At 50.5% G+C, this 16,393-nt stretch carries 15 protein-coding genes; 11 read left to right on the top strand and 4 right to left on the bottom strand.

From position 1 onward, the window contains the following. Positions 1 to 88: 88 nt before the first annotated feature. The 5 genes from AC55FS_RS02195 to AC55FS_RS02175 all read left to right on the top strand — a co-directional run bounded on the left by AC55FS_RS02195 (position 89) and on the right by AC55FS_RS02175 (position 5,616). Entirely contained in the window at positions 89 to 919 is an 831-nt protein-coding gene (locus AC55FS_RS02195; protein WP_496934430.1) for a mechanosensitive ion channel family protein, read from the top strand. Between the two features lie 126 nt (positions 920 to 1,045). Beyond that, positions 1,046 to 3,247, top strand: a complete 2,202-nt coding sequence (locus tag AC55FS_RS02190; protein WP_496934429.1) for an EAL domain-containing protein — start codon at positions 1,046 to 1,048, stop codon at positions 3,245 to 3,247. Positions 3,248 to 3,451: 204 nt separating this feature from the next. Next, entirely contained in the window at positions 3,452 to 4,702 is a 1,251-nt protein-coding gene (locus AC55FS_RS02185) for an ABC transporter substrate-binding protein (RefSeq protein ID WP_496934428.1), read from the top strand. 158 nt (positions 4,703 to 4,860) lie between these two features. Then, a complete protein-coding gene (locus AC55FS_RS02180) occupies positions 4,861 to 5,202 on the top strand; it encodes a hypothetical protein (RefSeq protein WP_496934427.1) in 342 nt (113 codons plus the stop codon). A gap of 42 nt (positions 5,203 to 5,244) precedes the next feature. After that, positions 5,245 to 5,616 (top strand): hypothetical protein, encoded by a 372-nt coding sequence (locus tag AC55FS_RS02175; RefSeq protein WP_496934426.1) that lies wholly within the window; start codon positions 5,245 to 5,247, stop codon positions 5,614 to 5,616. 13 nt (positions 5,617 to 5,629) lie between these two features. Here AC55FS_RS02175 and AC55FS_RS02170 read toward each other — a convergent pair whose 3' ends face one another. Beyond that, entirely contained in the window at positions 5,630 to 6,541 is a 912-nt protein-coding gene (locus AC55FS_RS02170) for a LysR family transcriptional regulator (protein WP_496934425.1), read from the bottom strand. Positions 6,542 to 6,622: 81 nt separating this feature from the next. Between AC55FS_RS02170 and AC55FS_RS02165 the strand changes: the two genes are divergently transcribed. Both AC55FS_RS02165 and AC55FS_RS02160 read left to right on the top strand, forming a co-directional pair. Next, on the top strand, positions 6,623 to 7,252 hold the full coding sequence (locus AC55FS_RS02165) for a class I SAM-dependent methyltransferase (protein WP_496934424.1): 630 nt from the start codon (positions 6,623 to 6,625) through the stop codon (positions 7,250 to 7,252). 119 nt (positions 7,253 to 7,371) lie between these two features. Beyond that, positions 7,372 to 8,364, top strand: a complete 993-nt coding sequence (locus tag AC55FS_RS02160; protein WP_496934423.1) for a hypothetical protein — start codon at positions 7,372 to 7,374, stop codon at positions 8,362 to 8,364. Here AC55FS_RS02160 and hutG read toward each other — a convergent pair. Then, positions 8,361 to 9,341, bottom strand: coding sequence for a formimidoylglutamase (gene hutG, locus AC55FS_RS02155; protein ID WP_496934422.1), 981 nt, complete (start codon positions 9,339 to 9,341; stop codon positions 8,361 to 8,363). The genes AC55FS_RS02160 and hutG overlap by 4 nt on opposite strands. After that, entirely contained in the window at positions 9,338 to 10,624 is a 1,287-nt protein-coding gene (gene hutI / locus AC55FS_RS02150) for an imidazolonepropionase (RefSeq protein ID WP_496934421.1), read from the bottom strand. The genes hutG and hutI overlap by 4 nt, the downstream gene beginning before the upstream one ends. A 91-nt stretch (positions 10,625 to 10,715) precedes the next feature. Between hutI and hutC the strand changes: the two genes are divergently transcribed. From hutC to AC55FS_RS02130, 4 genes are all read left to right on the top strand, one after another. Continuing rightward, on the top strand, positions 10,716 to 11,429 hold the full coding sequence (gene hutC / locus AC55FS_RS02145) for a histidine utilization transcriptional repressor HutC (protein ID WP_496934420.1): 714 nt from the start codon (positions 10,716 to 10,718) through the stop codon (positions 11,427 to 11,429). Between the two features lie 17 nt (positions 11,430 to 11,446). After that, the gene (gene hutU / locus AC55FS_RS02140) at positions 11,447 to 13,147 is read left to right on the top strand and encodes a urocanate hydratase (protein ID WP_496934419.1); all 1,701 of its coding nucleotides are present in this window, start codon (positions 11,447 to 11,449) and stop codon (positions 13,145 to 13,147) included. A 5-nt stretch (positions 13,148 to 13,152) separates the two neighbouring features. Continuing rightward, the gene (hutH, locus tag AC55FS_RS02135; RefSeq protein ID WP_496934418.1) at positions 13,153 to 14,679 is read left to right on the top strand and encodes a histidine ammonia-lyase; all 1,527 of its coding nucleotides are present in this window, start codon (positions 13,153 to 13,155) and stop codon (positions 14,677 to 14,679) included. A gap of 111 nt (positions 14,680 to 14,790) precedes the next feature. After that, a complete protein-coding gene (locus tag AC55FS_RS02130; protein WP_496934417.1) occupies positions 14,791 to 15,408 on the top strand; it encodes a hypothetical protein in 618 nt (205 codons plus the stop codon). A gap of 76 nt (positions 15,409 to 15,484) precedes the next feature. Here the strand turns inward: AC55FS_RS02130 and AC55FS_RS02125 are convergent, their stop codons facing one another. Further along, positions 15,485 to 16,255, bottom strand: a complete 771-nt coding sequence (locus tag AC55FS_RS02125) for a substrate-binding periplasmic protein (protein WP_496934416.1) — start codon at positions 16,253 to 16,255, stop codon at positions 15,485 to 15,487. Positions 16,256 to 16,393: the final 138 nt, after the last annotated feature.

Here is a 16,393-nt window from a genome sequence, read left to right as displayed (position 1 = left end):
TTTCTCATCGTGTGATCTTGATCTGGCCGTCATCGGCTGGCATCGTCAGGGCAACATTATTGCAGCGCTGACGCTGTCTGGAGGACGTATGAACTGGGAGTTCCCCATCAACCCCGATGTGATTGTGCACGGCTATGTGCTGCCTTGGGGCATGCAGTTGCTGATGGCCATTTTGGTGTTTGTTATCGGTCGTATGTTGGCCAAGATGCTGACCCGTATGGCCGCAGGTACCATGCGTAAAGCCAAGCTCGACCCAATATTGGCGGAGTTCTTAACCACAGTGGCCGGATCAGCACTGACGCTGTTGGTGATCGTGCTGGCGCTGTCGCAATTGGGGCTGGATACCACCTCGTTAGTAGCGCTCCTGGGTGCTGCAGGTTTAGCCGTGGGTCTGGCACTGAAAGACTCATTGTCGCACTTTGCCGCCGGCACCATGCTGATCTTATTTCGGCCATTCAAAGTGGGCGATTATGTCGAAGTCGATGGCGTGGCGGGTTCGGTCAGCCGCATTACCATTTTCAGTACGCGCTTAACCACGCCGGATAACCGCGTAGTGACCGTGCCTAACGGCAATGTATTCGGCAATACCATGACCAACTACTCAGAAGAAAAACTGCGTCGTATCGACTTGGTGATTGGTATCGGCTACAGCAGTGATTTACGTCTGGCCAAGCAACTGCTGATCGATCTGTTAGAGCAACACCCAAAAATTCTGAAAGAACCGGCCCATACGGTGGCGGTCTCTGAGCTGGCCGATTCGTCGGTCAACTTTGTTGTGCGCCCCTGGGTCAATGCCAGCGATTACTGGCCAGTAAGGTTTGAGCTGATGGAAACCATCAAACTGCGCTTTGATGAATCCGGTATTGAAATTCCATTCCCGCAGATGACTATTCACTCCAACGGCAGCAGCGAGCTCTAACACAAACCCATATCGGTAGGCAGCTGGGCTCTTCGCCAGTGCGAGGGGCCTGCTACAACCATCGGTGAGCAGCCAGCAGAAACAGTCATCTCTGCTAGCTTTAGAGGGATGCACAAGGACCCCTCAATGCTCACCGACGCCACCAGTTTCAACAAGGAAACCGTTGCACGCCCACAACAGTGGCTCATGCCATTTGCCCTGTTGCTGATGGCAGAAGCATCACGCTGGTTCAGCGTGGGCGACGTCGCGATCTCAGCTATCTGGCCCGTCACCGCTTGGCTCTGTGTTGGCTGGATGACAGGTCAGCGTGGACTGTTTGCCATTCAGGTACTTACGCTGGCGCTGTGGTCTTATTTCTCCCAACAGTATTCGCTGCAGGTGTCTGCTGGCTTGGCGATCTCTACCGCCGCCGGGGCCGGCTTAGCCGGCTGGGGCTTAAGCCTGAACAAACGCCTCGCTAGTAAGGGCGCCAGCTCGGTGCGGCAGTTATCGCTGTTTTATGCGGTGGCGGTACTGACGGCCAGCGCCGTGGTGGCCTTGGGTGGCAGTTGGAGCATGCTACAACTGCCGACCATCGATCAGACCTACCAATGGCTCGATATCTGGTTGGCTTATTGGGCCTTTGAAGCCTTAGGAATGCTGCTGTTTCTACCGCTATTACTGGCCTTAGTGGTGCAACGCAGTACCTTTTTACGCCAACTACAAAGCGATTTTTCTCCACTGTCGATGCGTATTTGGGGGGCTTTATTTGTTGCTTTAGTCACACTCACCATGGGTTTTAAGCTACTGCAAAACCCCACCTACGCCAGCCTGGCATTATTGGTGTATTTCCCTTTACTGTTTTGGTTCTTTTTACGCGCATCTGCCAGTAGCAGTACCTTATTAATCGCACTGCTGGTGATTGGCCTAATCGTGGCCTTGTTACGCGGCTGGGCTGGCCTGACCGCCATCGGCAGCGTACGAGATCTACTCGAAGCCATTGCTCTGGCAATTGTCGTGACCTTAGCCGCCCAATTGGTGAATGTCATTGCCCAAGAGCGCAATCGTTTGTTGCAGCATTTTCGCCGTCAAAGCGTCACCGACAGCCTTACCGAGCTCGGCAATGGTAGAGCCCTCAGGCAGCAGCTGGAGCAACGGCTAAAGCGCAAGCAACAAGGCCTGCTGCTGTATATACGCATGATGGATATCGGCCCTATGACCGATCTATTTGGCTTGCTGGCACTGCAACAATTACAACAGGAACTAGCACAGGGACTACAACAGCAGCTACCCGAGCACAGCCACATATTCCGCCTGCATGAGGGCGATTTTGCTGCTTTGCTGCCATCAGCAGATCACAATCGCGATGCCCTGCTCAGCCAACTACGCCAGCTGCAACTTAGATTGGAACAACAAGCCTTTAATATCGAGCAGCAGCCACTGCGACTGCGTTTGGCGTTCGCATTGATTGCCATAGATGGCCAGCTAGACAGCGCCAGTCAATACCAACAAGCAGCGGCCCAGGTGGCGTATTTGGCCAGCCAGCAACCCAGACGCTGGTACATGCTGGCCGACAGCGCCGAGTTAGTTGCGCAACAGCACAGTAATGCACAAATCTTTCATCGTCTTCGTCAGGCCTTACGCGATAATCGCTTGCTGCTGTTTGCGCAACCTATTCGACCGCTGGCCCACACAAGCCAGGGGCACTATTTCGAAGTACTGTTACGATTAGCCGGAGACGAAGGGCAAATCATTAGCCCCGGGGCCTTTTTACCCGTAGCAGAACAATCCGGTTTAATGGTGGATATCGATCGCTGGGTCATCGATCAAACCTTGCAACAGCTGCCCGCTGAGCAAGTCGCCTGTTGCTCAATTAATTTATCTGGCGCCAGTTTATCCGCCGACGATACCTTAAGCTTTATTCGTCTGCGCTTGCAGCAGTGTCTAATTAGGCCACAACAGCTGCGCTTTGAAATCACTGAAACCGAAAACATTACCGATATGGAAACAGCTACTCAGCTGATAAAAGGTTTGCGTAAATTAGGCTGTAGTATTGCACTGGATGATTTCGGGACTGGGCTGGCCAGCTTTGCCTACCTTAAGCAGTTTGACTTTGACTGCATTAAAATCGACGGCCAATTTATACGCGATATTCGTGGCAACTTGGCAGATCAAGCGATTGTGCGCAGTATTTGTCAGGTCGCGCGTCAGCAGAAGCTGACTGTGGTGGCCGAGTTTGTTGAAGACGAGCTAAGCATTCCATTATTAAAAGAGTTGGGCGTTGATTTTCTACAAGGTTATGCCATTGGCCGACCGCAGCCCCTTATCCCTTGGCTGACAGACGGTTAAACACTTTTAATCAGTCAATACCGAACAAAATATCGTCCGCTTTCAGCCAAATGACTGAGACCTGGATATTTTTCTAGCGCAATTGACCTGCGACCAAAGCCCTAACGCCCACCGCTGGCAATTCCGACATTATGCGTGGCGCGTTCATCATCGCACCGACCCAATCCGCAATCAAAACAATAAGGCGGTTAGAAGGAGTTACTCATGCGCCGTTTTCACCCCTGGCTAGTGTTTTTTGCCTGTTGTATCTGCCCGGCTGTTTGGGCTGCTGACAGTATTAAATTAGGCCTTAATTATCCCAGTACCGGTCGCTATCAAGAGCAAGGCTTGGCCCAAGCCCGAGGTGCTTTATTAGCCGTTGAAGAAATCAATGCCAATGGCGGACTGAATGGCCGACCATTGGAGTTATTAACCGCCAACAGTGCATCTAAACCGGATAAAGCCATTGAGAACGTCGACCAGCTGGTAAAACAAGGCGCGGTGATGTTATTTGGTGGTGCTTCCAGTGCTGTTGCTGTCGCCGCCGGCAAGCAAGCGGCGAAACATAAACGCATCTATTTTGGCACTCTGACCTATGCCAATGGCACCACTGGGGTGGAAGGTCATCGCCATATGTTTCGTGAAAGCTATAACGCCTGGATGGCCGCTAAGGCTTTGGCTCGCTATTTAAAAGATGAGCTGCAAGGAAAACGACTGTTTTACCTCACTGCCGACTATAACTGGGGGCATTCCACCGAGGCATCGCTGCGTAACTTTACCGGTACCGAGAATACTGAACAGCACCCTGGCGTTCGTACCCACTATCCACGACCACGTGCCAGCCATTTTCAATTGGCCTTGCAACAGGCAAAGGACTCCGGAGCAGAAGTATTAATGCTGGTGCAATTTGGTGACGATATGGTCAATGCCCTGAATGAAATTGAGCGTATGGGTCTCAAAGACTCCATGACCATCATAGTGCCTAACCTTACCCACGGCATGGCTCGGCGTGCCGGTGCCAGCATTATGGAAGGCGTAATCGGCGCCGTACCCTGGAGTTGGCAAGTACCCGGCAAATACGGCTATGAACAGGGTCAAACCTTCGTCAATGCCTTTGTTAAACGCTTTAATACCTACCCCTCTAGTTCGGCCGCTTCGGCCTACAGCATTGTTTATCAATTTAAACAAGCCGCCGAGCGGGCCGGCAGCCTTAAAACCGAAGCGTTGATTAAAGCCCTAGAAGGTCATCGCTATATCGGTTTAAAAGACCAGCAATACTGGCGTGCCTTCGACCATCAAAATGTACAGAGCGTATACGTGGTACGTGCCCATCAGCGTCAACATGTTATGCAAAGCCCGTTGCGAGAAGACTTTTTTGAAGTGCTTATGCAGCTACCAGCGGAAGAAGCGGCACGCACACTCGATGAGTGGCAAGCGGTACGCCGTGGCGCGGGTAAATCGCTGCAGTTGCGCTAAACCTTCTGCGAGGGGCTTGGCCCCTCCAACACATTCATACTTGCAAAGCTCCTGTCGATTAGACACTCACCAGCGTCAATCGCTTTTAGCAGCGACTAGAAAATCCGTTTAAAAAGGCGGATGATAGATTGCTAATATCCGAATAACTCAGGGTCCTGATGAGAATACTGATCGCTGTATTTTGCTTGTTGTGCATCCTTGCTCAAGGAGGGATGGCCTATCTTTGGCAAGACCCTGATGTTGTTGCTGAATTCCAAACCATATTTAGTGTTTTTTACCAGGGTGGTATGCCGCTTTGGAGTGAAATGGCATTTGCTTTTGGCCGCAAATGGTTTCTGATCACGTCACTGTTATTCGGTTTTTGGCTGATAGCCGTGTTACCATTTAAAACACCTTATGTTTTGCGTATTACAACGATATGCGCTGCTCTGGCATTAGGGCTTATGTGGTATGCCATGTACCCCTTACACCTAATGCTAGGTGGTGCATATGCGGTGTAAACGGCGCAAAACAGCCAGACTAAATCAACAAGTGTGTCGCGTATGCCGTTAGGTCGATGGTTTAGTAGCACGGTTATTTCCATACTGGTTACTTTTCTACCTTTTATTCTTGTTTTTTTAGTACAGCTCGACTTTCAAGATATAGTCGAATCACTACGACGATTGGCACTGGCCAGTATCACCCTGCTGGTATTCTTTAGCGTGATTTCGCTTGCGGGTTGGTGCTGCATTGGTTGGCCCACCCATTATTTAAGCTGCCGATATGGCCAAGGCCGAGTGATTTGGTATTTGCTGGCTGTTGCTGTGTTTTTTATCGCCATGATCCTCTATAGCGGCCTTAACCTAGCTATTTTTTTCTCAGTGTTTGCTTTGGCCCAAGCACTGATATTTCGCTGGCGAGTATTTCGACGTTAATATTTTCGTATAGCTATCGATCAACTACTGTGCTCAGTTCCTTTGCTAATAGGTCATATACCAGACGAATACGCTGGCTGGTGTGAAGTTCACGGTGGGTAGCCAACCAAATAGGAATATCTGGGTTAAATTGCTGCGGTAACACTGCCACTAAGTCTTCAAATAATTCGCCAATATCATGTGGCAAAAAACCAAATCCTAAACCTTCACGAATGAGCTGTAACATGCAGTTACCACTGCCGGTTTGTATGCGAAACTGCTCGGCCTTTAACGACAAGCCTAGCTGCGCTAAGTATTCCAACATGGCCGCACTGTCATCCACGCCAATAAATAACTGGCCAGCCAAGTCGTTAAAGCTCTGCGGCATACCCAACTCAATAAGGACACTACGGGCCGCGTAAATACGGCCATGTAGATTGCCCAATCGTCTAGCAATCACTTCCGGTTGCTGCGGCTCGGCATGACGAATGGCTATATCGGCCTCGCGGCGCAATAAATCTCTCAGTTGATCGGACGCCACTACGTCCACTTGAATGCCAGGTGCTTGTTCACGCAGACGAGACAATATTTTCGGCAGGTGGTAAGTGGCCAACAGCTCGGTGGCGGTAATGCAGACTCGCCCCTCTATCGCCTGGGATTGCCCAGAGGCTGCCAGTGCCATGCGATTGGCCTGCTCGGCCATGGAGCGGGCATGCTGCAGCAACTCAACGCCAGCGCTGGTGAGCTGTAACTGGCGATGGCCGCGTTCAAACAAGGTCACGCCCAGTGCCTGCTCCAGCGCCGTAACCTGGCGGCTTAAGGTCGGCTGGGTTTGCTGCAGTGCCCGTGCCGCAGCCGATAACGAGCCTTCTTCGGCCGCCACAACAAAGGCACGTACCTGGTTCCAATCAAAGCCAACGCCATCCCAGTTCATCGATTTATGCATACCTAACCTGCAGATATCCGTATTCTATCCTTCATCTGCGTATGGTCAAATAATCACCAACAGCTACACGAGGACGCCTACATGGCCATCACATCGACCGACTTTTGGGATAAAACCGCTCAACGCTACAGCCAGCAAGCCATTGCCGACCCGGATACCTACGCTCGCAAGCTGGCCGCTACCCAGGCGCTGATGCAACCCGATATGCAGGTATTGGAATTTGGCTGTGGTACCGGCTCAACGGCACTGGAGCACGCCGCCCACGTGGCTCATATTACCGCCAGCGACATATCACCCGCCATGATCGCCATCGCCCGCGATAAAGCCAAACAGCAAGGCGTTAATAATATTGATTTCCAAGCGGCCAGCATCGACAGCTTTGATGCCCCTGAGAACAGCTTCGATATGATTTTGGCGCTCAATTTATTGCACCTGGTGCCAGATCGTGCTGCAGCTTTGCAAAATATTCAGCGCTTGCTAAAACCCGGTGGTCTATTTATTTCCAGCACGGCGTGTCTGGCGGACCGCATGTGGTATTTGCGCCCAGCGATTAAAATCATGCAGTGGCTGAACAAAGCCCCGGCAGTGAGCTTTAGCAAGCAGAAAGACTTTTTGGCGGAAGTTAACGCCGCTGGCTTTGATATTCAACAACAGTGGAGCCATGGCCAGGCCAACTGTGTTTTTTTGGTGGCGCGCAAACTCGATAGTTGAGGTGATTTGCTAGCAGATAGCTCGAAGGTCGAACTTGCCGCAGTCAAAGAACTACTGGCCTGAAAAGCATCGGCCCTCTAGTATTCGTGGTAAATAAGTCAGTACGGATTTAGCAAGTAGTGGATACAGATCTTCGCCTATTAGTTCGTGAGCTGGTCTTAGCATGCGTGCACCATAACCCTAGAGAGATAGCTGCTGCAACTGCAAAGCTACCGCTAAAAAATATGGCTAAGCTGGAGCAAGAAATCCGCTACCAGTACGATTTGGATGACGTTCACTCGGTTAGAATAGCGCATGCCGATGGTATGGATTTTTCCATCACTTGGCTGGATATTATCAGCAGCGACGGCTATCGGCGTGAGAAAGCATTAAGGTTGTTATCTGGCCCCATTCCGAGCAAGCTGCTAATGTACTTTGCTTTGAGAAGGTTCAATGACTGGGTTCCGCAAGTAAGAGCGGCCGCTTACGATACTGTCATGGATATTGCACTTCTATCCGACCCAACAGATGTTGCTGAAGCACTCATGGCGGCACTATCAACCTGGTCTAGTTGGCAGCGCATTGGACATTATGGCCGCATAATGCTGTTAAAGATCCTAGCAATCAAGGGTGTCGAAGAGAAGTTTGTTAGTCAATTAATTCAATCAAGGACGGGACCCACCAGCACGATTTTCACGCAAGTGAGCCGTGTTGATATTTTAGATGCTTATCTACATCAGGTTGCAACTGAATCCATCCAACCTACGCTGCGAGCTAAAGCCTATCGAGTTCTGTTGGAGTCAAAAACCAGCTGGGTGGAAGAGCGCAAGCAAGAGGTAGTGGATAAAACTTCCGGTTTGAGAAGATGCCGAACTATTTTAGGCGACCGCCATGTATCGGTTAACATTCCATGGCAGGTCTTACTCAAAGAAGCAGCTCTTGATCGATCATCTTTCGTGCGCCGGATCGCAGCTGAAAAGATAATTGCTAGCCGAGACTATAACAATCCGGATTACTTGGCTTTGGCACATGAGTTCGCACGCGACGACTCCCCAACGGTACGAGAGCGAGGTGAGTTTTTTGTTAAGCGCCACGCAGAGCAAAAAAGCAGCGCTTGCGATCACGACTATTAACTTTGCAGTTTCATCAACTCATACACCAACCGCGCCGCGACCTTTGCGGTGCGCTGGTCAATATCATAATCTGGATTTAGCTCGGCGATATCGGCCATCAGCCAACGTACGTTATGCTGCTGACATTGCTGTTGAATATCTTTTAATGCCGCCAGCATCTGTATCAAGGGCAGACCCAGTGCCGATGGTGCGCTCACCCCCGGGGCTGTGGCGGCCGGCAATACATCCAGGCAAATGGTAACGTAGAGGTAGTCTATATCAGCAAGAAATTTATTGATTAATGCCTGGTTTGCTTCCGTGCTGCAATCCACATCTAACACATAAGATACGTTTTTTAGTTGCGCAAAGTTAAACAGCGCTTGGGTGTTGGCCGCTTCACTGATGCCTAAACAGGCGTATTTAAATGCCAGGCCACGCTGAGCACAATCTTGGCTGACCTGATAAAACGGCGTGCCAGAGCTGCCGGCCCAGTGGGCACCGGGTGCCGGTTTGCGTAAATCAAAATGGGCGTCAAAGTTTAAAATACCGACCTTGGCCGACGTGTGGTGTTGGTCATCTAGGTATTGCCGACAGCCCTGATAACTGGCCCAGCCAATTTCGTGACCACCGCCTAAGCCAATAACAAACTGCTGCTGAGTCAGCGCTTGAGCCACTTGCTGCGCGTATTGCTGCTGACCCTGAGCCAGGGCATCCAGGTTTGATTCTGCCGCCACTGCAATATCGCCAGCATCGTGCAAGGGTTTATCGCTGTGCCAGGCCATGCTGGCCATGGCTTTGCGAATCGCTATTGGGCCTTGTTTTGCCCCAGGTCGGCCCTGGTTATATAGCACGCCTAAGTCCGAGGCCAAACCAACAAGGGTCACACCTGGCTGACTGCTGGCATCGAAGGGCCTTACCACTTGATGACAGCGCAACCCCTGATCGCCGTCTTCGGCGTCGATGCGCCCCTGCCAGCACTGATCAAATTCCTGACTCATATTGCCTCCTGCATATTGCTGTTGCGTAACCGCCCTTGATGCCATACCTGAGTTGGACGATAAAAATTAACGCCGTAGGCCAGCTCCGCCGGATGCTGAATATCCCACAAGGCCAAATCGGCCGCCATACCCGCTTGAATACCACCGACATCCTTTAACCCCAGCGCTTTGGCACCATTCAACGTCGCGCCTTTTAACGCCTCAGCGGGGGTTAATCCAAATAAAATACAGGCCTGATTCATCGCCGTTAATAACGACGCCAGTGGCGCTGTGCCTGGGTTTAAGTCGGTGGCCACGGCCATGGGAATATTATGTTGCCTGAGGGCAGCGATGGGCGGTCGTTGTTTTTCATTGAGGCAATAAAACGCTGCCGGTAATAATACCGCGACTGTGCCTTGCAGTTTTCCCACATCGGCCTCGGCCAGATATTCGATATGATCGACCGATAACGCATGGTACTGGGCCGCCAGCACGGCGCCCTTTAAATCGCTCAGCTGTTCAACATGGCCTTTGATCGGCAAGCCCAATTTGGCCGCCGTTTGAAATACCTGCTCACATTGCTGTGGGGTAAAACCAATGCCTTCGCAAAACACATCCACGGCATCGGCCAGCTCCTGGCGCGCGACTTCTGGCAGCATATCCTGGCAGACATAATCGATATAACACTGCTGGCCATGGCTGCGCTGTTTAAACTCAGGTGGCACAGCATGGGCACCTAAAAAGGTGGTTTTTACGGTCACGGCATGGCGTCGGCCCAATTCACGCGCCACCCGCAGCATTTTTAATTCGGTTTCGGTATCCAGGCCATAACCCGATTTAATTTCTACCGTAGTGACGCCTTCTTCCAGTAGCCGGAGTAAACGCGGCTCGGACTGTTTTAACAGCGCCTCTTCGCTCAACTCTCGGGTATGGCTCACGCTGGAAACAATGCCACCGCCTTTGCGAGCAATGTCTTCATAGCTTTCACCGCGCAAACGCCACTCAAATTCCTGCGCGCGATTACCGCCAAACACCAGGTGGGTATGGCAATCGACCAGACCAGGCGTCAGCCATTGGCCGCCGGCATCGAGCCGCTGTTTGACGTCATAGCCCTGGCTAGTGAGCCAGTCGTCGGTGCTGCCAGGCAGCTGACCGGCAAACACGATTTTATCGTCAGCAATGGCTACCACTGCCTGGGTACAGCTGCCGTAATCGTCCTCGCCCATGCCCGGCAAACCGCCTTGATTATCCGCTTGTGCGAAGGTCACTAGATTAACGTTATCAATCAAATAATCGATTTTCATAGCATTACGGCCAGCTCTATTAGACCCTTCCAGCCTACTTGTATATACAAGAGTAGACAAGTAGCATGAAGGTAATCGTCAGGGGATAACTATGGCCCAGCCCAGATACGCGCAAATCAAATCGCACTTGTTACAGCAAATAGAGCATGGAGAATTACAGCCTGGCTGTAAGGTTGCTTCCGAAAACCAACTGGCCGAGCAGTTTGGCGTGAGCCGTATGACTGCCAGACGGGCACTGGATGAGCTGTCGGAAGCCGGGTTCCTATTGCGCAGCCAAGGCTTGGGCACTTTTGTTGCCGACAGTCGCCCCATGAGTTCGATGCTGCAGATTCGCAATATCGCCGATGAGATTCGTGAGCGCGGCCATCAATGCCAAATTGAAGTGGTGACCTTAGAGCAGGTTGAAGCCAACGAACAGCAGGCCTATTGGCTTGGCTTGCAACACCCTGCCAGGGTATTTCATTCAGTATTGGTGTTTTTTGAAAATGGTCGCGCCATTCAATACGAAGATCGCTACGTTAATCCGCAGCTGGCACCTGAATATGTACAGCAAGACTTCAGCAGCATTACTCCCAACGAATATTTATCCCAGGTAGCGCCACTCACCGAAGCCGATCATATCGTTGAGGCACTGTTACCAACGCCAGACATAGCCAAGCAGCTGGCCATTGCCGAGAGCCAGCCCTGTTTAAACATTACCCGTCGAACATTTTCTAAGGCCGGCATTGTGAGCTTTGCCAGCTTAATTCATCCAGGTGATCGCTATCGCCTGGGTGGCCATATTCATGTCAGCAGCCACGTATAAAAATCAGGAGCAGCACCATGACCAACGACCCTCGCCACGATGCCAGCCGCGTGATTAAAGCGCCAACAGGAAGCCAGTTAACCGCCAAGTCCTGGCTGACCGAAGCCCCCTTGCGCATGTTAATGAACAACCTCGACCCAGACGTTGCCGAGCACCCACAAAACCTGGTGGTGTACGGCGGTATTGGCCGAGCGGCGCGTGATTGGCAGTGTTACGACAAAATCGTTGAAGTGCTGACCCGATTGGAAGATAACCAAACCTTATTGGTGCAAAGCGGCAAGCCCGTAGGTGTATTTGAAACCCACGAAAATGCTCCGCGGGTACTCATTGCCAACTCCAACCTAGTACCTCACTGGGCCAATTGGGAGCACTTTAACGAGCTGGATAAAAAAGGCCTGATGATGTACGGCCAAATGACCGCCGGCTCGTGGATTTACATCGGCTCCCAAGGCATTGTGCAAGGCACCTACGAAACCTTTGTCAGCGTAGCGAAAAAGCACTTTAATGGCGATGCCAAAGGCAAATGGATTTTAACCGGTGGCCTGGGCGGTATGGGTGGCGCTCAGCCTTTGGCTGCGACCATGGCGGGCTTTTCCATGCTGGCCGTCGAAGTCGATGAAAGCCGTATCGATTTTCGTTTAAAAACTCGTTACCTAGATAAAAAAGCCACCAGTCTGGATGATGCGCTTGCCATGCTGGAGCAGGCCAAAGCAGACGGCCAAGCTATTTCCGTGGGCTTATTAGGCAATGCTGCCGATATTTTCCCTGAACTGGTAAAGCGTGGCATCACGCCAGATGTCGTCACCGATCAAACCAGTGCCCACGATCCACTCAATGGTTATTTACCCCAAGGCTGGACACTGGAACAAGCTGCCGCAACACGCAAAGAAGACGAAGCCTTGGTAGTAAAAGCGGCGAAAAAATCCATGGCGGTGCAAGTACAGGCGATGCTGGATTTACAACAAGCCGGCGCTGCCACCTTGGATTACGGCAATAACATTCGCCAAATGGCATTGGAAGAAGGCGTAACAAATGCCTTTGATTTCCCCGGGTTTGTACCGGCCTATATTCGCCCCTTATTCTGCCAGGGCATTGGTCCCTTCCGTTGGGCTGCCTTAAGTGGCGACCCAGAAGATATTTATAAAACCGATGCCAAAGTTAAAGAACTGATTCCAGACGACCCTCATTTGCACAATTGGCTGGACATGGCCCGCGAGCGCATTCAGTTCCAGGGGCTACCGGCTCGTATTTGTTGGGTCGGTTTAAAAGATCGCGCGCGCTTGGCACTGGCTTTCAATGACATGGTGAAAAGCGGTGAATTAAAAGCGCCAGTTGTGATTGGCCGGGATCACCTCGATAGCGGCTCGGTGGCTTCACCTAATCGTGAAACCGAAGGCATGCAAGATGGTTCGGACGCCGTTTCCGATTGGCCGTTATTAAATGCCCTCCTCAATACCGCCGGTGGCGCCACTTGGGTTAGCTTGCACCACGGTGGTGGTGTAGGCATGGGCTTTAGCCAGCACTCTGGGGTGGTCATTGTATGTGACGGTAGCGATGATGCTGCTAAGCGCATTGGCCGAGTATTGTGGAATGACCCAGCCACCGGTGTGATGCGCCATGCCGATGCCGGTTATGAGATCGCCATTGACTGCGCGCAACAGCAAGGGCTGGATTTACCGATGTTAAACCCAAATACAACAGGCCAGCAGCCGGAGTAATTTGCATGTATGAATTAACCATTACCCCCGGCACGTTAACCCTGGATCAGCTGCGCGAAGTTAACCGCCGGCCTGTTAAGTTAAGCCTGGATGCAGCTTGCCATGCTGGCATTGAAAAAGCCGCCAATACCGTTGCCGACGTTATCGCCGAGCAGCGTACTGTGTATGGCATTAATACCGGCTTTGGTTTGCTGGCCAATACCAAGATTAAACCCGAAGAATTAGAAACTCTGCAGCGCAGTATTGTGTTGTCCCATGCCGCTGGCATCGGTGAATTTATGCAAGACAGCACCGTGCGCTTATTAATGGTGCTTAAAATTAACTCACTGGCACGCGGGTTTTCAGGCATTCGTCTGCGTGTTATTGAGGCCTTAATGCAGCTGGTGAATCGTGAAGTGTACCCGGCCATTCCACAAAAAGGATCGGTTGGTGCCAGCGGCGACTTGGCGCCACTGGCTCATATGAGTGCAGTGTTATTGGGAGAAGGCGAAGCCATTTACCAAGGTGAACGCATTAATGCTCGCCAAGCGCTGGAAATTGCTGGCATGGAGCCCATTCAGTTGGCTCCGAAAGAAGGCCTAGCATTATTAAACGGCACCCAAGCCAGTACCGCCTTTGCTTTGCAGGGGTTATTTCATTGTGAAAATGCCTTAAAAGCCGCCACGGTAGTGGGTGCCTTGGCAGTCGATGCCGCCATGGGCTCACGTGTGCCCTTTGATGCACGTATTCATACCATTCGTGGTCATCAAACCCAAAGCGATATGGCCAGTGCCTATCGGCATTTATTGCAAGAATCGGAAATTGGCGCCAGCCACAGCGGCTGCGATAAAGTGCAAGACCCTTATTCACTGCGCTGCCAGCCACAGGTTATGGGAGCGTGTTTGCAGCAAATTCGGTTTGCATCACAAGTGCTGGTCACCGAAGCCAATGGCGTGTCGGATAACCCACTGGTATTTACCGATGAAGGCGATATTTTATCCGGCGGTAACTTCCATGCTGAACCCGTTGCCATGGCCGCCGATATGTTGGCCATCGCCCTGGCCGAAATCGGCTCGTTATCGGAGCGGCGCATGGCACTGTTGATTGATTCCAATCTCAGTGGCTTACCGCCCTTTTTGGTCGACAACGGTGGTGTAAACTCGGGCTTTATGATTGCCCAGGTTACCGGCGCAGCCTTAGCCAGCGAAAATAAAACCCTGGCACACCCAGCCTCAATTGACTCTTTACCAACATCGGCCAACCAGGAAGACCATGTATCTATGGCAACCTTTGCTGGTCGACGATTAAAAGACATCTTCGAAAATGTGGTGGGTATTTTAGCCGTAGAATGGCTGGCCGCTTCCCAAGGCATCGACTTTCGCTCACCGCTAAAAACCAGCAAACCGCTGGAGCAAGCCAAGAGCATTTTGCGCAGCAAGGTGTCGTTTTACGATAAAGATCGCTACTTCGCACCCGATATCGAAAAAGCCGCCGACCTCATTCGCCAGGAAAAACTGGCACAGGTGCTAGAGAGTGAGGTGTTAGGTTTTTAAATCACCACAATGAAGTAGGCTCATAATGAGCCTACTTCAATTCGACAGCCCATCATGTATGGATTTTCCGCCAGATATTTAACACACACGAATGCCCAAATGAGTCTCGAAATGACACCAGCGCTATACAATAAATTCTTCGTTCAAAAGCAGGATGAACGACGCATGCTGTTTAGAAAATTAGCGGACAAATACCGTATCAACAAGGCCATCTATCCTGGCAGCTTCGTTCATATTACTCCATCTTTATTTATACCTGAGATGACCTACATCGATAAAGATAAACGCATGCCAAAGTTCTTTAACGATAGTAACACCCATGCCTACATTAACAACCATAAAACTTACGATGAACCCGCGAAAATACATTGGTATATGGACGACTTCTCTACCTTCAATGAACCGAAGGAGGGTCAGTTTGATATGATGTTTTCATTTTACTCAGGATTCATCAGTCAATACTGCAAGCAGTTACTAAAGCAAGGTGGATTACTAGTCGCAAACAACAGCCATGGAGATACAAGCTTAGCCATCGCCGATTCAGATTATGAACCGATTGCCATAATTCTCCGGGATGGAGATGATTTTATTATTCAATCCAAGGATATCATCGACTACTGCACTAAGAAAGACAATACACTGATCGATGTTGACAAGGTACGAGATCGCATGATCGGTGAGAAACTTAAGAAACCTGCTTTTGCTCATATTTTTAGAAAACAGACATGAGTGACAAGCCATTACTAAAATAAAAAATACCAAAGTTTTTTATAAAACGGCAAGTACCAATGGGTAAACTCAAAAGTCACTGCTCGTTATACTTCTTTATATAGTCTTTAGTTAAGTCTTCCAAAATACGATCTCGTTTCATTCTAATGATAATCTCTGACATGTCTTTGGCAAACACTCTACAAGGCGACTTTCGGGAAAATGCAATATACATCTTGTCTTCAGTCAGGTACTTATCTGCAGCTATGATCTTTCTGGAGTATCCCATAGAATTAACCAGCAACATTCCCGAGTAATAACCACCTATGGCATAGTCAGCTCGTCCCAATACCACTAGAGAAAGTGTTTGTTCCCTCGATGACACTGCATCAATATTTAGTTCTTTACCCGCATAGTCATCAAATTCCTCACCGAAACTATTTCCTCTTTGAACAACGCCAGTCCGTCCTTTCAAATCCTCCATACTAGAGAAGTCAAACTGATTATCTGAATTCATAAATATCGCAGCGGGATCTAGTGATATCTCAGGCTGAACATAAAGCAGCCACTGCTGTCTTTCATTATTGAACCAAGGGCCAATTAACATATCGATCTTTCCGCGTTTGACCTCTTCCTGAGCTCGACGCCAATTTCCTTGCTCAACGGCCACTGACTCGACCCCCAACTCATCCAGTACCGCTTGGGTGAAGGCTATATAACTGCCTACCAAGGTACCAGCAGTAGGCGACCATGTGACAGGGGCATAGTTTGGGTTGCCTGTCATGGTGACTAGCGTGCAATCCTCTTTGGATAGCGCTATAGAAAGTTCACTTGCAAGCAGTAGTGCAATGGCCAGCGGAAGCTTCATAGTTTTACTCTATAAGAAAATATAACTACATCAACTGCTACTGATTATAGTTGCTAGGAGTCACGGCTGGGACAAGCTATTTTTAATGGCTCTGCCATTCTGCTAAATATCATTTTCACCATGCTACCAAGGCACGAT

Source organism: Bacterioplanes sp. CLAM21 (genome assembly GCF_059641015.1).
The sequence above is the reverse complement of the archived record's forward strand: the minus strand, read 5'-3'. Positions and strand labels throughout refer to the sequence as shown.